The following is a 20,716-nucleotide window of genomic DNA, read 5'->3' on the forward strand; positions in this document are numbered from 1 at the left end:
GCCTAAATATATAAGTATGTAAGAATTGAAGCTGTTAAAAGTACTCCGTTTAGGATTGAGCATTTTTTTAGTTTGATGTTTGTCCGATAAAGAATATAAATCTGTCCGAAAAAGGCGGCAGATAAGATTAGTGCATTGAATAGCGTAAAGAGATGCAGAGTCAGAGTTTTATGGTTAAGATATAACAATAAAGGAAGTGTTAAAACGCATATTCCTATAACCAGATTCATTTTGTTTACTAAGTTTTCCCGACCGATGATACCTTCGCATAATGAGATACCTACCCATATAGGCATTTGTAGAGACAATAATAGAAAAAGTGTTATATCGTTTGGCGCTGTTTCTTTAAAAAATGATTGAAATAAAAATGGGAAAAGCAATAGGACACTTAGACATCCACACAAAATGATTCCCATTATCATGGAGTAATAATTGTCGAGTCGCTTTCTGTTCGCCAGATACAAATGTTTGAAGAAAACAATGTAAATAAATTGAAATAGAACGACGGAAATACCTGTCAATCGAAAATAGAAACTGTAAATGCCAACTTTTTCATATCCCATAAAATGTTGGATATAAATGCGGGAACTCGATGTAAGCCAATAGATAATCAATCCTGATAAGGCCATTTTGATGCTGAAATGAAGGATTACCGGATAGTCTTTAGTAAGTATTTGTGAAATAGTTTTTTTGTGTTTCTTATAGAATTTCCATAGAAAGAAGAGACCTAAAGCTAACAAATATAAATTCATTAGCTGCTCCAAACATGTAATAGGATGTGGCAGGTTGAATATCCAAGCAAAAATGACTATACTTCCTAAAATAAAGTAATAACCTCCGTCCATTAATACACCTAAATGTCCTTTATCATTGGACTTTAATATTGTACTATATAAGCGTTGCAAGGAAAAAATGAGGGTAAATAATAAAACTATATGTATTTGTGGAGGTATTAACTCTAAACGGTACAAAATATAATTTAAAACCGCAATAATCAGAACAGGTATTCCATAAAATAGAAAAGCTTCTTCTTTGTCAAGCTCCTTTCGTTTTAATATGAAGTAGGGGTATGCTCCTGTAAAGCCTAATAGAACAAACATAGCAATCATGCTTCCCATAGAATATGAGTATTCAACGATTCCATATTCTTCAAGAGAAACAATATTCAAGAATAGTAGAGGAGCTAAAAATGCAGTCCCTTTAGAAAGAGCAAAGAATACGATATTCTGTCCTATTTTTCCTGCTAATTCTTTCTTGTGATTATTCACCATGGTTACAAATCGCTTTCTTTATTGCTTGGGTGAATCCGTTTTATCATAACTAACGGTTAACTGTCTTGATAAGATGTCGTAAAGGCTGGTTGACGTATAGTCCCGGTTCAAGTAAAGACTTGGAAACCACAGCACCGGCACCAATGGAGATTGTATCGGCAACTTTTACACCAGAACAAATTATACATTGGGAACTGATATATATTGTTCCCTATTTCAATCGCTCCCTCTTTGCGGACGCGTCCGCTTCCTTGTTTATCATGATAAAAAGAATGTGTCCTTAATTGGCCCCCTAATCCAGCCAGGATTGAATTCTCACCTATTATGACATCGTGTGTCATATCAATGAAATGGCGGACGCCGATAATACTGTTGTATCCGATTATTAGTGATGAAACCCGTTTTTCGGAAAGTGCATTCACTATTTTATTGGATTTATTAATTACAGCTTTTTCACTCATGGATATCCGCTAATTCCCTTTCAATATATTGAAGTGTTTTATTCGGGAGTTCTCTCCCATTTTTAAAGCTTTTATCTGTATGAAATTTATTCCCGATATGGTAGCACCGTTTTCTAATTTTAATTTAGGAGTGATTATTAATGAGAAACCGATTCGGCTTTTACGTCCAAAGCTATAATGTTTGTTTCCACCAATAAGCCGGGTTAAGAAAAAAGCTATTGTTGACGGAAATAAAAACTGGATAAATGCAATTAAATAAATTCTTATTTTACATTAATTATTTAGGGGTATTAAAGCGATAATGCATATTTGGGATGATATAATTCCATTTGGTCGTTTTTATAACATAAGGTCGCTTTTATGAGTGCCGGAGAACTAAACGGCATTAATAAATCCATTTGGAAATATTTTGCGGATTGGGTAACTACCTGACAATCGGAGCCTTGCATGTACGTAAATACTTTTATATACATGAATATATTATTTAGCGTAGAAAAATGTGCTTGCTTTAATATCTGCTGTATTTTTTTGTCTATATACGTGTTGTATTCATTTACGTCTGTTCTTTCATTTACTAAACAGTATTTAAAATTATCGTAAAATGCACGAAGAGTGTCTTCTTGATTGGTAGGGACCGATAACTTTTTATGGAATATAGAACCGATAATGAAGGCTATCATCCGTTTTGTGGTTAGACTTTGTCCGTACAGTAAATACCTTTTCAGAAAAGAGGTATATTTTCGTTCGGAAGGTCCGAATGAAAGGATGCAATCGGAGTTTTGTCCGTTAATAATAATCGTATTTTCCCCCCAGCGTTCTTGTATCCCTTTCAGACCGTAAAAATGATAACGGCAATAATGATTATCAAACAGACGCATTTGAGCGATTGCTTTCTCGGTATCTTTGTCTTTCTTATTGGTTATGTCAATGAAATACAATCTTTTACCAAGAAGTTCTGCTTGCTTCTTGGCCGTTTTAGTTTCTTTGCGGTTTATTTTATTCGTACTATCTTTAAAAAATACAAGTGAATGTTTTATATTCAACTCCATTAGTCTTTGGGCTATGTATGTGCTGTCCATTCCGCCGCTAAAACAAAGGACTATCGGACGTTCTGTTTTTTGTAGCGGTTTAAGTGATTCTATGATAGATGCTTTTACCGATTCTTTGAATTTAAGCAAATCGCTTTTATGAGGACAGTTACTAAATTCCCAAAGACTTGAAATACTGTAATTCCCGTTTTTTATGGTAAGTTTGCTGCAAGGAGGTAATTTGTATATACCGTTGAAGTAAGTGGAATCTCCTGAAGTATATCCGTGTTTCTTATAATAGATTTTTTCGAAATCATTGCATTTTCTGTTTTCTAAATCTTCTATGGATAAGAAATCGAATACGTTATCGGTAATAAACAACCGGTTGTCTTCTTCCCAATAATAAATTCGAAAACTTCCGCAGATGTCATTTGTCAGGTATAATATATCATTGGTAATAGTAAGTTCGGCTACTGCCGGAATTTCTGTTCCTCCTTTTCCATATTTAAACAGCACTACATTATTTTTCTGTTCATTGGCTGCTGATAAGGATATATTTACAAGGAGATTGCCATATACTATTTGGTTGATATATTTCATTGGTGGAGGTGAATTAGTGGTGAACTCTTTTTACTATGAACGGATATGTAAACCTGTCATAAAATCATGTTGGAATAAATTATTTCATTGGCAGGAATGTCTTTTTGTGCTATGTGCCCAATAACCTCCTCTTTCTGGCTCCATTTAAACCCGTCTCCGGGACTTAATAGATGAATGTCTTTTTCTGTTATTTTTTCACCGGACTTTATATCCCGGATAGAGGCTATGGACCTCTCTAATTTAATTTTAGAGGCTGTTACGCTTTTGTCTATATATAAATCCTTTGTTCCTAACCAGTGTTCTGCTATGCGAATGTCGCGTACCATTCTATAAACCCCGTCAGGCCCTAACGAGCCGGCTTGGTCTGTTCCTTTTATTCTTCTATCAATAGTGATATGTTTCTCTATTATTTCGGCTCCCATTCCTATTGCGACGACTGGTGCTGAAATTCCAATCGTATGGTCTGAAAATCCGATTTTATATTGACTGTAGTTTTCTTTCAGATATAGAATGGTGTTTAAGTTTAGGTTGTCAGGATGAGTTGGATATTGAGATACGCAATGTAATATTGAGATATTTGAATGGTATTGGGTTATCACATCCAAAGCTTCGTTCAATTCTTTTTTTCCGGTCATTCCAGTGGAAAGTATTATAGGAATTTTTGTTTCGGCCATTGCTTCCAATAACGGTAGGTTTGTTAAATCTCTACTTGCTACTTTCAAATAATCGGGAGTAAAAAGTTTAAGTAGAGACAAACATCCTTTTGCACATAGCGTCTCGACAAAATCAAGTCCTAATGATTTGGCATATTTGTAAACTTCCCAATGTTCTTCATCAGATAATTCAAGAAATTTCCGGTGTTCGCCATATGTATAGCCAAAAGAATTTGGAGAGTTATAGATACAGTTCATTTGAGAAACTGCTAATTCTTCGTTAAGGTCCCGTTTGGTCATTTTAACAGCATTCATAGGTTTTAATTTCAAGTTGAATGTATCTTCTGTTATTGGACGTGAAACTAATTCAACTATCAGTTTAGCTATGTCTACGGAACCATTGTGGTTTTGTCCGATTTCACCAATAATATATGTATCTTTCATAATTCTATTTTTATTACTGTTTATTTTGTCTTTCTGTATAAGTCTTTGTGAAGCCTGAGTAATATGTCTATCTCACATGAAAAATACTTTTTGTAATTTGTTTTAATACTTTGTTACCGGTTTTTAGTTATTAATATAATTCTCGATGTCCGTTTATTTTACTCACTCTTTTTCAAAAGTTCCCTTCGTTTGTTGCCTGGGTTGACAGGTTGCCACCCTCTTTTATAACTTTCCGTTACGCGCGCGCGAGGAATTATTGAAATATGTAATCATTACATTTACATTATTAACATTCACTTCCCCTTATAAAAGTTATAAAAACAGGTGACAACCTGTCAAGTTTGCAATGCTGTTGTTCTAATATAAGAAGATAATACGCTCATATATAGATTGGTATGGACTAAGGGAGATGCCAGTCGAAATGTAGTGACTTGTAGTTGTAAGAACGTTGCGAAGCAGCTCTGAAAAAAGAGTGCAGAGCATGGATATCCGTGCCGGATATATCGTACATTCCTTTTTTTATCAGATATATTGCTTTCTTTTGTACGGTACGGCCATACATCCCTGCGAGTGAGGGCAGGTTCAACTGCAATTTGATACCCCGCTCTTTCAGCTTCCGGTAATCTTCCCCGTTCATATAGGCATACCGTTCGGGATGCGCCAGTACGGGGTAATAGCCTTGCTGTTTTATTTGTTCCAGTGTGCCGTATAAGTCTATGGGCGGATTGAAATAGGAAGTTTCCACTAAGAGATGCTTCCGGCTCTCTCCCAAAAGAAGCAAGTCTTTTTGTCGTAACCGCTCTTCGAAGAGGTTATCCAGCATGTATTCGGCAGCAAGGTGCAGCTTTATCTTTCCCGTATAAGAAGCCTCCAATTCTTTGAATTTCAGGTATAGGCCGGTTGTGGTGTTGGGAATGTCTTCCATGATGTGCGGGGTGAGCCATAGGGTGGTTACACCCCATTCTTCCATACGGGCAAGAGCTTCCAAAGAGGCTTCTGATGTCTGTACGCCGTCGTCTACTCCGGGGAGCAGATGAGAATGATAGTCGGTATATCCGTTCAGGATGCCGCTTTCGATTAGGCTTGTCTGTTTTCGGAATGGCCACATGGTGTAATGAGCTGCAGCTTTATTTATTCGTCGTTATCGTTGCCGTATCCGTAGCTGTACCCGTATCGGTAGCCATATCGCCCGTGGGTATTTTCGATGCCGTTCAGGATAAGGGACAGGTTTTTGTATTTATGCTCCGTATAGAAGCGCTCTATCTCGGGAAGCATGACACGCTCCAGCAGTCCGGCACGGATGATGAACAGCGTCATGTCCGTTAACTTGTTGATGATGCTGGCGTCTGCTACGATTTCTACCGGAGGACAGTCTACGAAGATGTAATCGTACTCGGAACGCAGGGCGTTCAACATTTGCGCTAACCTTTCGTCGGACAGCAGTTCGGCAGGGTTGGGAGGCAGTGTGCCTACCGGGATAACGTCCAGATTGGGGTGCGTTTTTCCTTTTATGATGATTTTTTGCCAGGTATCTGCTTGTCCGCTCAGGTAGTCGGATATGCCGGTATGAGGTGAGTCGATGTAGGTGGAAAGCGATGCCTTGCGTATGTCCAGGTCGATAACGAGCACCTTTTTCCCCTTGATAGCGAAGCTGGTGGCGAGGTTCATGGCTATGAATGTTTTTCCGCTGCCCGGATTGGCGGAGGTCAGCATAATGACTTTTATCTTGCCTTCGCGCCCGGTCATGAATTCCAGATTGGTGCGGATTACGCGGAATGCTTCGTTAATGATGTTCCGGCTTTTTTCTTTAACGGCAATGGTACGCACGGGTTCTTCTTTTTGCTTCCGGAAAGAGAAGCGTTTCTTCTTTTGGAAAATCTGCGGTATCTCTCCGATGAACGGCACGGTCATATTTTCTATATCTTTCCTGCTCCGGACGGTACTGTTCATGTTTTCGCGGATGAAGATGATAAGGGCGGGGAGGAGTATACCGATAGCAAAGGCCACCAGCAGGATGTTCCGCCGTACCGGTGCGGTAGGTTTCATCTGGCCGAGAGGTGGGGTGATGATACGCGTGTTGTAGGCGGTGAATGCCTGCGACAGTTCGTTTTCTTCTCTTTTTTGCAGTAGGAAGAGGTAGAGCGATTCTTTTACCTTCTGTTGCCTTTCTACCGAAAGCAGGTATTTGGCTTGTGTAGGGCTGGCGGCGATACGGGCTGTGTTTTGCCGCTCGCTTTGCTGGAAGGTGTGTATTTGGGTTTTCAGCGTTACCACTTGATTGTCGATAGAGTGGAGGATAGACTGCCGCATGGATGCAAGGGCACGGTCGAGGTCGGCAACCAGCGGGTTTCGTTCGCTGCTGTTGGCTATCAGGCTGTTCCGCTGGATTTGTTTGTCGTTGTATTCGGAAATCTGGGTTTCGATATTGGCATTGTCTATGCCGGAGTTGGCGGGAAGCAACTGGTTTTTGTTGCTTTCGTTGGCAAGGTAGTTGCGGATGTAGTTTGCCATGTATAGCTGGTTGTTCAGCTCCAGGATATGTGAACTGGTTTCGCTGGCCTGCGTCATGTAGAGGCTGGAGGCGGCTTGTACATCCGGTAGGAGGTGTTCGCTTTTGTAGGATGAGATGTCCTCGTCTACATTGCCGAGTTCCTGTTCGATTACTTTCAGGCGTTCGCTGATAAAGTGGCTGGTGCTGGTGGCTACCTGGTTCTTGTCTTTCACCCAGTTTTCGTTATAGACTGAAATCAGTGTGTTCAGTATATCTTCCGCCCGCTGTATGGAGACGTCCTGGCAGGAAAGGCTGATAACTGTGGCTTTTTCATCTTTCAGCGTAACGGTGAGCGACTGGGTATATCGGTCTACCGTATCGTAGAGGCTGTTGCGCGAAACATAGAGCTCCGCAGCTTCCCGGTTGGGGTAGAATAGGGTGGGCTGTATGACTATCCGCCCGAGGGGAGTATGCAGGGTATCTCCTGCCTGGCCGGAGCAGTTTTCTCCGTTATCCATATCTTCGTCGTCGCGTGTAAAATCGGAGAGTTGTATGCGGCCTTCTTCCGTTTCTTTGAGGGTAAGTGTTGCCGCTTCGTGGTCTGCAAGGTCTAAGAAGGAGACGTTGAAGGGCAAGTCTTTGCCGTATAGCACTTTGTCGTGGAAAGAGCCGTCTGTGGAATAGTCTACGTCCAAATGGAGGCGTTTTACCACTTCCAGTATGGTGGCGGGCGATTGCAGGGAGATGAGTTCGTTGTTTACATTGTTGTTTGCCTGAAACAGTCCCAGGTCGGCAAACGAGCCGAAGTCTCCGGTAGGCGAGTTGCCGTTGCTGTCTTCTTTTATCAGTATATCGGCAGAGCGGGTGTAGACCGGGGGAGTTATCAGCAGATAGAGTACGGCGATACCCAGGGCTATGCTCAGGGATACGGCGAACCAGCGCCATTTGGCGAGGCAGAGCTGTAACAGGTCTTGAATTTTCATGTATTCTTCATTCTGTCCGGTCGGTGTATTGTTTTGCATATCTTAGTCTTATAGGGGAAAAGTCATTTTACAATTAATACGATTACGGTGGTGAGCAACGATGCCAGCGAGAGCCAGAAAGAGGATGAACGTACGTTGTTGCCGTTGACGGTGGACTGGCGGGCACGTACGTTGTTGGGCTCTACGTAAACGATGTCGTTCTGTTGCAGGTAATAGGCGGGCGAGGCAAGCAGTTCCCGCCCCGAGCACAGGTTTATTTTGTAGGGAATCTGTTTGCCGCCTTCTTCGCGCAGGACGAGTATGTCTTCACGTTTTCCGTAGATAGTCAGGTCGCCTGCCATGCCGAGGGCGTCCAGTACGGTGATTTTGTCGCGGTCGATGCCGTAACGTCCGGGTTTGTTCACCTCGCCTAATACTGAAATGGCGTGGTTGGTGAATTCTACCGTAACTACGGGGTCTTTTACCAGGTTCTTGGTGATGAGTTCGCTTTTTACCAGGGCGGCTATCTCTTCACGGCTCAGCCCGGCTACGTGTATCTTGCCGACAACCGGGAAGTCGATGTTGCCCTGCGAATCGACCGTGTAGTTGGATACTTCCTGGTTGGAGGGGGCTATGTTCGTTTGTCCTACCCGGTAGGTTACGATAGGCAGGTTGAACAGGTTGGCCATTTGAGGGTCGCGGCTGTTGATGACGATAGACAGCTTGTCGTCCGTCTTTACCCGGATAGTGGCGATGTTGGCTATTGCGGTCGTGTCTCCTGCCTGTAAGTCCTCAAGATAGTTGATGTTCCGCATAGACCCGCAGGAACTTAGTAGGATGATAGCTAATAACCATAGCGGGATATTTTTAATTTGCATAATCGGTAAATGTTTCTGTTTTTATTGGTTTCTTTTTGTTCTTATTCTTTATGAATTGCGTCAGCCTGATATTCAGCAAAGTCCAGACGGCGATATCGGCTGCCAGCAGCAGGTTGATGTTTATCCACCGGGCGCAGATGATATTGACGACTGTGAAGCTCAGGGACATTGCCAGGATGCAGACCAAGGTGCGGCGCTGGGACAGTCCGGCGCTCAGCAGTTTATGGTGGATGTGGTTCTTATCCGGTGCAAACGGTGCTTGCCCATTGCGTAACCGGTGCAGGAATACCCGCAGGACATCGAAACAGGGGATAATCAGCGGGGCAAAAGCCGTTGCAAAAGGATTGACGGGTTCGCTTCCGTGCATTGGGCCCATGCAGGCTTTTATGCCGAGTATGCTCAGGATAATGCCTAAGGTGAGCGAGCCTGTGTCGCCCATGAAGATTTTCCGCCCCCGTTTGGGATTGCCGAATACGTTGTAGCAGAAGAAAGGGATGATGACGCCCAGTAGGGCGAAAGCCAGGAAAGCGTAAATATATGCCTCGCGGTACATGAATACGATTCCGTAGTAAAGGAGTGCCATGCCGCTTAATCCCGATGCCAGTCCGTCGATACCGTCTATCAGGTTGGTGGCGTTGATAATGAATACTACCACTATTACGGTGAGCAGGTATCCGGCAAACGGCGGCAATGCGTAGAGCCCGAAAAGCCCGTGGAGATTGTCAATCCATAAACCGGAGAATGCCAGCATCCCTCCGCCTATTATCTGCACGATGAACTTCGCCCGGTAGCGGACGCCTATCAAATCGTCGGTGATGCCGGTCTGATAAATCAGGAGGGTGGCGCACAGGCTGAAAGTAAGCTCGGTTATATGCTCTTGGATGTTTGTGGCGATGTCGTTCCTTCCTATCAGGAGGTTGATTCCTTGCAACAGTACGATAGAAAAGATGAGGAGGGGAGTGAATGCGATTCCACCCAGCCGGGGAGTGGCGTTGCGGTGGAGCTTGCGCTCATCCTGTGGGTCGAACAGGCGTTTTCGGAAGGCGACCAGTAATATTTGCGGGATAATGAGGCTGGAACAAATAATACCTACCATGAAAACCGCACTTACATTTATCCACCAATAAAGAGAGGCGGAAATGAAAAGGTTGTTGATTAATAACATGTCTCAGGATAATATTTCTATTAAATCCGGTTCTATATAGGCAGCGGCAATAGCAATGACGCCGGGGATTTTTACGACAATCCGTTTGCTTCGTTTTCCTTTGACTTTGATAAGTACTCCTTCCACACCGTCGAATGCCCCGCCGTGTACGCGTACTTTATGCCCTTTGTCGAGGCTGATTTCTTCCGGTTTGTAATAAGTGAGGTCTTCTTCGTACTTTTGGGCTACTTTAATGAAGTCTTTCATCTGGTAATCCGGTACGGTAATGATTTCCCTGCCGGCATTGCTCTTTCGAGTGATGTATTGCAGGTAAGGATTTTTTGTTTTAATCCGTGTCAAGACCGGTTTGGTGGTATGGATAAAGACCAGATTGGAAATGGCGGGAACCAACACACGTGTTTTTCTTCCGTTATGCTCCTTCAGAACATAGTGCATCGGAATGAAATTTTCGATATTTTCTTTATTCAGCTCCTGCTGGATGCGCATCTCCCGCTTGTAGGCGTACATTGCGAACCAGACGGAGGTTTCGTTCTCTTTGCAATCTTTCATTTAGGGGCTGAATAAGTGCCGGATAGTTCGGGAAAGGGTATAATCATGGAACCTTGAAATACTGATAACTATCTGTATTTCAATGATGTATATTCGGTTTTTGTTTGTTGCTACTCTTTTTCCGTATCGCTTTTTTTCAGAAAAGCGGTGCGTAGAGCGGACAAATGTACTAAGATTTATATATACCAACAAAGAAAACTTCGGGAAAATATTATTTTATTTTAATAGCGTTTATGTAAAGAGTTATATAAAAAAATAATAAGCTGTAAATATAAAAAAATACTCCAGGATACCTGTCGGGCACTGCCCGTTGTTACTGTATTTGCCGGGATATCCGGCCTCTTTGCGTACCCGTATGTTTTATCGGGCTGGGAGGGAGAAATAGGATACGGGGAAGAATTCTCCCTCAATATTTCTTTCGGTTTTAGAAATAATCGTATCTTTGTGCTCCAAATAATTAACACCTCTGTTTCTATGCAAGAAAAGATTATCATTCTTGATTTTGGCTCACAGACTACACAGCTTATCGGACGTCGTGTCCGTGAGTTGAATGTGTATTGTGAAATCGTGCCTTACAACAAATTTCCTCAGGGAGATGCGAGTGTGAAGGGAGTTATTCTTTCGGGCAGCCCGTTCTCCGTATATGATGAAAGTGCGTTTAAAATAGATTTGAACGAAATTCGCGGCAAGTACCCTGTATTGGGAATTTGTTACGGTGCGCAGTTCATCGCTTATACCAATGGCGGAAAGGTGGAGCCTGCGGGCAGCCGCGAATACGGGCGTGCACATTTGAGCTCCTTCGATAAGGATAATGTGCTTTTCAAGGGAGTAAAGGAAAATACACAGGTATGGATGAGCCACGGTGACACTATCACTGCTATTCCTGCCGGTTTCAAGGCGATAGCTTCGACGGATAAGGTAAAGATTGCCGCTTATCAGGTGGAAGGCGAGAAGATGTGGGGCGTACAGTTCCACCCGGAAGTGTTCCACAGCGAGGACGGTACGCAGATGCTGAAAAACTTCGTAGTGGAAGTTTGCGGTTGCAAGCAGGACTGGAGTGCGGCATCGTTTATCGAGACTACCGTTGCGCAGCTCAAGGAACAGCTTGGAGATGACAAGGTGGTGCTCGGCCTGAGCGGCGGTGTCGATTCTTCTGTTGCCGCCGTACTGCTGAACCGTGCTATCGGAAAGAATCTGACTTGTATTTTCGTAGACCATGGCATGTTGCGCAAGAACGAGTTCAGGAATGTACTGCACGATTACGAGTGCCTCGGACTGAATGTTATCGGGGTGGATGCAAGTGCCAAATTCTTTGCGGAATTGGCGGGTGTAACCGAACCGGAGAAGAAACGCAAGATTATAGGAAAGGGTTTTATCGATGTGTTCGATGAAGAAGCCCACAAAATAAAGGATGTGAAATGGTTGGCGCAGGGTACTATCTATCCGGACTGTATCGAGTCGCTCTCCATTACCGGAACTGTCATCAAGAGTCATCACAATGTGGGTGGCCTGCCCGAAAAGATGAACTTGAAGTTATGCGAGCCGTTGCGCCTGCTGTTCAAGGATGAAGTCCGTCGTGTAGGACGCGAGCTGGGTATGCCGGAGCACTTGATTACCCGTCATCCTTTCCCCGGACCGGGATTGGCTGTACGTATCCTGGGCGATATAACTCCGGAAAAGGTGCGTATCTTGCAGGATGCGGATGATATCTTTATCCAGGGATTGCGCGACTGGAAGGTGAAGGATGCCGAAGGCAATGAAACGGCACTTTATCACCTGGTTTGGCAGGCAGGGGTTATCTTGCTTCCCGTACAGTCCGTAGGTGTAATGGGCGATGAACGTACTTATGAACGTGCGGTCGCTTTGCGTGCCGTTACTTCCACCGACGCGATGACGGCCGACTGGGCGCATCTGCCTTATGCGTTCTTGGGCAAGGTTTCCAATGATATTATCAATAAGGTGAAAGGGGTGAACCGTGTAACCTATGATATTTCGTCGAAACCACCTTCGACGATTGAGTGGGAATAAAAGATAGGTTCATGCCGTTCACCACAGATTGACTTGGATTTTAATTTTTCAGACAGGAGAACGGGACTTCGGACAGAAGAACAAAAGGACAAAGAAGAAAATCTGTTCTTTTGTTCTTCTGTTTAAAATAAAATTTGCGAAATTTATATTATCCGCTAAGGAATAAATCTGTGTTAATCCCGTGTAGCCTGGTGGTGAACCGTTTATTTGTTAGCCGCTCTGCGTGGCAATATCAGTTTTTCCGCATCGGGTATTATGATTTCTCCGCGGTGCAGCTCCGCCCAACCTTTGGCTTGCATGCTGTTGAGCGCCTTTGACACTCCTGCGCGGGTTTCGTTGACGATTTGGGCTAAATCTTCCATTTTTATTTTCAGCACCTTCTCTCCCGACGGGCGTTCTACATGGGTGAGGATGAAATGGATGATACGCGCCTCGGGATTATCGCCGGATACCGCCCATAAACGGTTGTGCAGCATCTGGGTGCGGTTGCTCACTATGTTCATGTAGTTCAGGCGGAATATTTCGTAATTGAACAGTTCTTTCAGTACGAACGCCTTGCTGATGCTGACCGTATGCACTTCTGTCCTGGCGCGGTACGTGGAGATATAATGCGTCTTCATGCCGAACATGGAGTAGGCTTCAATCAGGTAAGGAGCCGGAAGATATTCCGTAAAATTGTAGGAGGCGCCGGCGGATGATGTGGAAGCTGCTACTTCTCCTTTCAGTACGAACACCAGCTCATGGCAGGAGGCTCCGGCTCTCAGAAGGAGTTCGCCCGGCTTGTGTTTCGTGAAATGCAATTTGACCTTCTCCAGGATGCAGGTGAAATCTTCTTGGGCAAGTCCTTGGAAAAGGGGCAATTGTAATAGCGTATCAAACATTGTTTCCATATCATTCTCGTCTTCTGGTTCAAGAACAAAAGTAGATATAATCGAAGTGTGCCGTAAACACTTGCCCTCTCTTTTTGTTTTTTTTATTATTTCTTAAACGTGCTATTCATTCGTATTTGATAAATCTTGCGGAATGCATAAAAATAGATTATCTTTGCAAACAAAAAGGAGGGACGTATGTTTTCAGCATTTAATTGGCAGCAAATGACCAGCGCTTTTATCGTGCTGTTCGCCGTGATAGATATCATCGGCTCTATTCCTATAATCATTAATTTGAAGGAGAAGGGAAAAGATGTGAACGCATTGAAAGCCACATTGATATCGTTTGCCTTGCTGATAGGGTTTTTCTATGCAGGCGATATGATGCTGAGGCTGTTCCATGTGGATATCGAATCGTTTGCAGTAGCTGGTGCGTTTGTTATTTTCCTGATGTCACTGGAGATGATTCTCGACATCGAAATCTTTAAAAACCAGGGACCGATTAAGGAAGCTACACTGGTTCCGTTGGTCTTTCCGCTATTGGCGGGGGCGGGAGCTTTCACCACTTTACTTTCTTTACGTGCCGAGTATGCCAGCGTCAATATCATTATTGCATTGGTGCTGAATATGATATGGGTATATTTCGTTGTCAGCATGACGGGACGCGTGGAGCGCTTTTTAGGTAAAGGAGGTATCTATATCATCCGTAAATTCTTCGGTATCATCCTGCTGGCAATCTCGGTACGGTTGTTCATGGCGAATATCTCGCTGCTGCTGGATAGTTTTCATCAGTAGAACACGGAGGCACGGAGGTGTGCGGAGGTGTATAGTTTTTCGGAACACGGAGGCACAGAGACACAGAGGTGCGGAGGTGCATCGTTTTTCGGAACACGGAGGTACAGAGACACAGAGGTGCGGAGGTGCATCGTTTTTCGGAACACGGAGGTACAGAGACACAGAGGTGTGTGGAGGTGCATGAGTATTTCGGAACACGGAGGCACAGAGACACAGAGGTGTGTGGAGGTGCATAAGTATTTCGGAACACGGAGGCACAGAGACACAGAGGTGTGCGGAGGTGTATAAGTATTTCGGAACACGGAGGCACAGAGACACAGAGATGTGCGGAGGTGTATAGTTTTTTAGGAACACGGAGACACAGAGGCACAGAGATATGGTGGAATAGAATTCCCCCTTTTTCTCGACCCCCTCTGTGTCTCCGTGTCTCTGTGTTCCCATATCTTCCCTGTTCTATACCCCCTCCTCTTCCTCCTTCTCATCATCATCCGCAAAAGGATTCGGCCGTTGAGGGCCGTGTCCCATGAAGGCAATGGAGCAGAGCGTTCCCGTTATGGCGCCGCTGAGATGCCCTTCCCAGGAAGTGGTTTCTTTGGCGAATTGCGGGAACATATTCCATACCAATCCCCCATAAAGAAAGGTAACCAATAACGAGATAGCGATAAGCGGTACGTGCTTCCGCAGCAGCCCGCTGAAAAAGAGGAAGAACGCCAGTCCGTAGATGATGCCGCTTGCACCGATATGCCAGCCCGGTTTGCCAATACAAAAGGTAAGAAGCCCACACCCCGTCCAGATTACAAAAAATATGTAGGGTGCGATGTCCCGGTAGAAATAAAACAGACACCACGATAAAAAGAACAACGGGAGAGTATTGGCAAAAAGATGTTTGAAACTGCTGTGCACTAACGGATGTGCGAAGATGCCGAACACCCCCCTCTTTTCCATAGGATAAACCCCCAGTTTGGTAAAGTCCCAGTCCATGCCCGTTTCCAGGAATTTGAGTATATATAGGATGAATAGTAAAAATAGCGGTATAACCGCCGCCAGAACTATTCGTCGTACGTCATGCTTCATATATTGTACACGGATTTAGTATTTCCGTACAATGCTACGAATTATTTACTTGAAAAACGAAAAAAAACTGACTTTTTATTTTGCGTGTAGGCTTTAATTCGTATTTTTGGGCATCACTACATGGTTTGTAGCGCATATACCTGAATAATTAACCTTTAAATAATGCACAACTATGAGTTATTTACGATTTGACAAGACCCTGATGGTTAATCTGCAAGAATCTTTGCCAAGGGAGATACTTCGGACGAACAAATCAGGGGCCTATCATTGTACAACGATTGTAGATTGTAACACACGCAAATATCACGGCTTGTTGGTGATACCCGTCCCCAACCTGGATGATGAAAACCATGTGCTGCTGTCTTCTTTGGATGAAACGGTAATTCAACACGGTGCAGAGTTCAACTTGGGGTTGCACAAATATCAGGGAAACAACTTTAGCCCGAACGGGCATAAGTACATCCGTGAATTCGATTGCGAGCATATCCCGGCGACTACTTACCGTGTAGGAGGCGTTATCCTCCGTAAAGAGAAAATCTTTGTACACCACGAGAACCGCATCCTGATTCGCTATACCTTGGTCGACGCCCATTCGGCAACAACACTCCGTTTCCGCCCTTTCCTGGCATTTCGCAGCGTACGCGAATATACACACGAAAACGCGCAGGCAAACCGCGACTACCAGCCGGTGGAGAATGGCATTAAAACTTGTATGTATCCCGGCTATCCGGAGCTTTATATGCAACTGAACAAGAAGAACGAGTTCCATTACCAGCCGGACTGGTATCGTGGCATCGAATACCCTAAAGAACAGGAACGTGGGTACGACTTTAACGAAGACCTGTATGTACCCGGTTATTTCGAAGTGGATATAAAGAAAGGTGAAAGCATTGTCTTTTCTGCCGGTATTTCGGAGATTTCGCCGCGTAAGCTGAAACAGACCTTTGAGGCAGAGGCGGAAGACCGTACTCCGCGCGACAGCTTCTACCACTGTTTGAAGAATTCCGCCCACCAGTTCCATAACAAGCAAGGAGACGAGCATTATATACTTGCAGGCTACCCCTGGTTCAAGTGCCGTGCACGCGACTTGTTCATCTCTTTGCCGGGATTGACTCTGGCGGTAGACGAGCAAGACGAGTTCGAGGACGTCATGAAAACGGCGGAGAAGGCTATCCGCGATTTCATTGAAGATAAGCCGGTAGGCTATAAGATATATGAAATGGAACACCCCGATGTGCTCCTGTGGGCGGTGTGGACTTTGCAGCAGTATGCTAAAGACACATCGCGCGAGCAATGCCGATTGAAATACGGTAAGCTGCTGGAAGATATCATGGGGTATATCCGCGGCAGGAAGCACGACAATCTTTTCCTGCACGAAAACGGTTTGCTTTATACAAACGGTACGGAGAAAGCCGTTACGTGGATGAACTCTACCGCCAACGGCCGTCCTGTCATCCCTCGCACGGGATACATCGTCGAGGTGAACGCCCTTTGGTATAATGCCCTGCGTTTTGTTTCCGATATCGTGCGCGAGGGTGGCAACGACATTCTTGCGGACGAGCTGGATGCTCAGGCAGAGATAACCGGCAAATCGTTTGTGGAGGTTTTCCGCAATGAGTACGGTTATCTGTTCGACTACGTAGACGGTTATATGATGGACTGGAGTGTCCGCCCCAATATGATATTCGCCGTTGCTTTCGACTATTCTCCATTAGACCGTGCACAGAAGAAACAAGTGCTCGATATTGTGACGAAAGAGTTGCTTACTCCGAAAGGCCTGCGTACGTTGAGCCCTAAGAGCGGCGGATACAATCCGAACTATGTAGGTCCTCAAACCCAGAGAGACTATGCTTATCATCAGGGTACGGCGTGGCCGTGGCTTATGGGATTTTATATGGAAGCATATTTGCGCATATACAAAATGAGCGGTATTTCGTTTGTAGAACGCTATCTGATAGGCTTCGAAGACGAAATGACGAGCCATTGCATAGGTTCCCTGCCCGAGCTTTTCGACGGAAATCCGCCGTTTAAGGGAAGGGGAGCCGTATCGTTCGCCATGAACGTGGCAGAGATTCTGCGCATCTTGAAATTATTGTCTAAATATAATTTATAGGAGGAGGAACGAAGATGAAAGTTTTAATGTTTGGTTGGGAATTTCCTCCCAAAATATACGGCGGTCTTGCAGTTGCATCATACGGAATAACTAAAGGACTGAGTTTGCAGGGAGATGTGGAAACTACTTTCTGTATGCCCAAACCCTCTGGCGAGGAAGAGAATTTCCTGAATATAATCGGTATGAACCAAGTGCCTATCGTATGGCGTAACGTAGATTACGATTATTTGAAGTCGCGTCTGTCCACGATGACTCCGGAGCAATACTATGCTTTGCGCGACCATATTTATTCTGATTTCTCTTATATGCATGTCAATGACCTCGGCTGTATGGAATTTGCCGGCGGCTATCCGGGAAACCTGCACGAAGAAATCAATAATTTCTCGATTATAGCCGGTGTCGTGGCACGCCAGCAGGAATTCGACATTATCCATGCGCACGACTGGCTTACATATCCGGCAGGCGTGCATGCCAAAATGGTAAGCGGCAAGCCGCTTTGCATCCATGTGCATGCAACGGATTTCGACCGTTCCCGCGGCAAGGTCAATCCTACCGTTTATTCCATGGAGAAGAACGGTATGGACTATGCGGACTGCATTATGTGCGTATCGGAGCTTACCCGCCGCACGGTTATCAACGAGTATCACCAAGACCCAAGAAAAGTGTTCGCCATGCATAATGCGGTATATCCGCTCTCGCAGGAGCTTCAGGATATTCCGCGCCCAGACCACTCCAAGGAGAAAGTGGTGACTTTCCTTGGACGCATCACCATGCAGAAAGGACCGGAATACTTTGTGGAAGCTGCCGCACTGGTATTGCAGCGTACCCGCAATATACGCTTCGTAATGGCAGGTTCGGGCGATATGCTGAATGCCATGATTAACCTGGCTGCCGAACGGGGCATTGCCGACCGCTTCCACTTCCCCGGCTTCATGAAAGGCAAGCAGGTGTACGAGGTTTATAAGAATAGCGATGTATTCGTTATGCCTTCCGTTTCCGAGCCTTTCGGTATCGCTCCGTTGGAAGCCATGCAGTGCGGAACGCCCTCTATCATCTCCAAGCAGTCGGGATGCGGTGAAATTCTCGATAAGGTGATTAAGACCGATTATTGGGATATTCACGCTATGGCGGATGCTATCTATTCTATCTGCATAAATCCGTCCCTTTTCCGTTATCTCCAGGAAGAAGGCAAGAAGGAAGTGGACGGAATTACCTGGGAGAAGGTAGGCTTGAGAATTCGTGCCCTCTATGAGGATGTATTAAGAAACTATGGTAAATAATAAAATAATAAATACAAATGAGAACTATCTGTCTTTATTTTGAGATACATCAAATTATACATCTGAAACGTTATCGTTTCTTTGATATCGGTACAAATCATTATTATTACGATGATTATGCTAATGAAACAAGTATCAATGAGGTAGCCGAGCGTTCGTACATCCCGGCACTGAATACCCTCATCGAAATGGTGAAGAACTCGGGTGGCGCGTTCAAGGTGGCTCTGTCTATCTCGGGTGTGGCATTGGAGCAACTGGAAATCCATGCGCCTGCCGTAATCGATTTGCTGCACCAGCTCAATGATACGGGTTGTTGCGAGTTCCTGGCAGAACCGTATTCACACGGCCTTTCTTCGTTAGCTAACGAAGATTGCTTCAAGGAAGAAGTGATGCGCCAGAGTGCGAAGATGAAACAGATGTTCGGGAAAGCTCCGAAAGTGTTCCGTAATTCCAGCTTGATTTACAACGACGAGATTGGCGCCGTAGTGGCAAGTATGGGCTTCAAGGGAATGCTGACCGAGGGAGCCAAGCATGTGCTCGGCTGGAAGAGCCCGCACTACGTGTACCATTGCAATATGAATCCGAACCTGAAACTGCTGTTGCGCGATTTTAAGTTGTCCGATGATATAAGTTTGCGCTTCTCTAACTCCGAATGGAACGAATATCCATTGTTTGCCGATAAGTATATCAGTTGGATTGATGCCTTCCCGCAGGAAGAACAGGTTATCAACATCTTTATGGAGCTTTGCTCATTAGGCATGTCGCAGCCTTTGTCCTCCAATATCCTGGAATTCCTGAAAGCGCTTCCCATGTGTGCAAAAGAGAAAGGGATTACCTTCTCCACCCCTACGGAGATTGTCACCAAGTTGAAGTCTGTTTCGCAGTTGGATGTTCCTTATCCTATGTCGTGGGTAGACGAGGAAAGGGATACGAGCTGTTGGCTGGGTAATGTAATGCAGCGCGAGGCTTTCAATAAGTTGTATAGCGTGGCCGAACGTGTACATATCTGCGATGACCGCCGTATCAAGCAAGACTGGGATTATTTGCAGGCAAGCAATAACTTCCGCTTTATGACGACCAAGAATAGCGGTGTAGGGCTGAATCGCGGTATTTATGAATCGCCTTACGATGCATTTACCAACTATATGAATATCCTGGGCGATTTTATCAAGCGTGTCGATTCCCTCTATCCGGTAGATATCGATAACGAAGAACTGAATGCTCTGCTGACTACAATCAAGAACCAGGGGGATGAAATAGAAGAACTTCATAAAGAGCTGGAAAAGGCGCAGAATAAGTTGGAGAAGGAAAAAGTCGCCGAGAAGAAGAAAGAGGCAAAAGCTGCTGCTCCTAAAGCTGCTAAAGTTGCTGCTCCTAAGGCTACTGCTGCTAAAACTGCTCCTAAAGCTACTGCTGCTAAGGCTGCCAAACCTGCTGCAAAGAAAGCTGCATCAAAAAAGACCGCTGCAAAGCCTGATAAAGAGTAAGACCTCGTCTTAAATAATGTGTGAAGTCCTCCGCGCTTTGGTAAAGTGCGGGGGACTTTTCTTTATGCGTACCGACTTTATATGTCCTTTGATATGGGAAGTACCCACGCCTTGGTACGGTAAATACTAAAGTGTGGTATTTTTTGTGCCACACTTTGCTATCTCTTGTACTACGCTTTGGTACGGATACTATACGGAAGAAGCCGAAAAAGATAGAGGCTTTCTTCTTTTTATATACGGATTGCATGAGTCTTGGAAAGAGAGCTTGTGAGCATACTATCGCTTCATTACCGTATAAATAGAATAGGGATATTCAGTAAATGTCCCTAAAAATCAAGATGGCATATGAAGATGATAGAGCATACTCACTTCATATGCCATTTTTATAGTCCTATTCCTGTAATTTCTCACACAATCTTACCCTACAAGACATGACGCTCGGGAAGAAGTCTGAAGACATCTTCTGCCTCTGCCTGTAAAATCATATCATGCCGCTTTCACCGTCCTGTTCCTGATCTTGTCTATCATCAGTACGGCATTTGCCGTATGTATTCCAAAGAAAATCCAC

15 protein-coding genes are annotated in these 20,716 nt (G+C 44.5%); 5 read left to right on the plus strand and 10 right to left on the minus strand.

Annotated features, from left to right (window positions below; genetic code table 11):
• Positions 1-2: 2 nt before the first annotated feature.
• The 8 genes from C233_RS0117755 to C233_RS0117795 form a co-directional block, all read right to left on the minus strand.
• The gene (locus C233_RS0117755) at positions 3-1,271 is read right to left on the minus strand and encodes a lipopolysaccharide biosynthesis protein (RefSeq protein ID WP_018668884.1); all 1,269 of its coding nucleotides are present in this window, start codon (positions 1,269-1,271) and stop codon (positions 3-5) included.
• Positions 1,272-2,022: 751 nt separating this feature from the next.
• Positions 2,023-3,360, minus strand: coding sequence for an asparagine synthetase B family protein (locus C233_RS0117765; RefSeq protein ID WP_018668885.1), 1,338 nt, complete (start codon positions 3,358-3,360; stop codon positions 2,023-2,025).
• Positions 3,361-3,416: 56 nt separating this feature from the next.
• A complete protein-coding gene (locus C233_RS0117770) occupies positions 3,417-4,457 on the minus strand; it encodes an N-acetylneuraminate synthase family protein (protein ID WP_018668886.1) in 1,041 nt (346 codons plus the stop codon).
• A 400-nt stretch (positions 4,458-4,857) separates the two neighbouring features.
• Positions 4,858-5,565, minus strand: coding sequence for a tyrosine-protein phosphatase (locus C233_RS0117775; RefSeq protein WP_018668887.1), 708 nt, complete (start codon positions 5,563-5,565; stop codon positions 4,858-4,860).
• A gap of 23 nt (positions 5,566-5,588) precedes the next feature.
• On the minus strand, positions 5,589-7,970 hold the full coding sequence (locus C233_RS0117780; RefSeq protein WP_018668888.1) for a GumC family protein: 2,382 nt from the start codon (positions 7,968-7,970) through the stop codon (positions 5,589-5,591).
• 23 nt (positions 7,971-7,993) lie between these two features.
• On the minus strand, positions 7,994-8,788 hold the full coding sequence (locus tag C233_RS0117785) for a polysaccharide biosynthesis/export family protein (RefSeq protein ID WP_025069126.1): 795 nt from the start codon (positions 8,786-8,788) through the stop codon (positions 7,994-7,996).
• A complete protein-coding gene (locus C233_RS0117790; protein WP_018668890.1) occupies positions 8,778-9,953 on the minus strand; it encodes an MraY family glycosyltransferase in 1,176 nt (391 codons plus the stop codon). The genes C233_RS0117785 and C233_RS0117790 overlap by 11 nt, the downstream gene beginning before the upstream one ends.
• A gap of 3 nt (positions 9,954-9,956) precedes the next feature.
• A complete protein-coding gene (locus C233_RS0117795; protein WP_018668891.1) occupies positions 9,957-10,502 on the minus strand; it encodes a UpxY family transcription antiterminator in 546 nt (181 codons plus the stop codon).
• 474 nt (positions 10,503-10,976) lie between these two features.
• Between C233_RS0117795 and guaA the strand changes: the two genes are divergently transcribed.
• The gene (gene guaA, locus C233_RS0117800) at positions 10,977-12,530 is read left to right on the plus strand and encodes a glutamine-hydrolyzing GMP synthase (RefSeq protein WP_018668892.1); all 1,554 of its coding nucleotides are present in this window, start codon (positions 10,977-10,979) and stop codon (positions 12,528-12,530) included.
• A 203-nt stretch (positions 12,531-12,733) separates the two neighbouring features.
• Here guaA and C233_RS0117810 read toward each other — a convergent pair whose 3' ends face one another.
• Positions 12,734-13,420: a Crp/Fnr family transcriptional regulator gene (locus C233_RS0117810; protein WP_018668893.1), complete on the minus strand. Its 687-nt coding sequence runs from the start codon at positions 13,418-13,420 to the stop codon at positions 12,734-12,736.
• A 177-nt stretch (positions 13,421-13,597) separates the two neighbouring features.
• On the opposite strand from C233_RS0117810, the gene C233_RS0117815 reads away from it, so the two are divergent.
• The gene (locus C233_RS0117815) at positions 13,598-14,194 is read left to right on the plus strand and encodes a MarC family protein (protein ID WP_025069127.1); all 597 of its coding nucleotides are present in this window, start codon (positions 13,598-13,600) and stop codon (positions 14,192-14,194) included.
• A gap of 453 nt (positions 14,195-14,647) precedes the next feature.
• Here the strand turns inward: C233_RS0117815 and C233_RS0117820 are convergent, their stop codons facing one another.
• Positions 14,648-15,268, minus strand: coding sequence for a rhomboid family intramembrane serine protease (locus C233_RS0117820; protein WP_025069264.1), 621 nt, complete (start codon positions 15,266-15,268; stop codon positions 14,648-14,650).
• A gap of 172 nt (positions 15,269-15,440) precedes the next feature.
• Here C233_RS0117820 and C233_RS0117825 point away from each other — a divergent pair, with 172 nt between their 5' ends.
• The 3 genes from C233_RS0117825 to C233_RS0117835 are packed head-to-tail and all read left to right on the plus strand — an operon-like array spanning position 15,441 to position 20,148.
• On the plus strand, positions 15,441-17,381 hold the full coding sequence (locus C233_RS0117825; RefSeq protein WP_025069263.1) for a glycogen debranching enzyme N-terminal domain-containing protein: 1,941 nt from the start codon (positions 15,441-15,443) through the stop codon (positions 17,379-17,381).
• A 14-nt stretch (positions 17,382-17,395) separates the two neighbouring features.
• A complete protein-coding gene (locus C233_RS0117830; RefSeq protein WP_025069262.1) occupies positions 17,396-18,661 on the plus strand; it encodes a glycosyltransferase family 4 protein in 1,266 nt (421 codons plus the stop codon).
• Between the two features lie 17 nt (positions 18,662-18,678).
• A complete protein-coding gene (locus C233_RS0117835) occupies positions 18,679-20,148 on the plus strand; it encodes a glycoside hydrolase family 57 protein (protein ID WP_018668898.1) in 1,470 nt (489 codons plus the stop codon).
• Positions 20,149-20,716 lie beyond the last annotated feature (568 nt).

This window comes from Bacteroides gallinarum DSM 18171 = JCM 13658, from assembly GCF_000374365.1.
GTDB lineage: Bacteria > Bacteroidota > Bacteroidia > Bacteroidales > Bacteroidaceae > Bacteroides > Bacteroides gallinarum.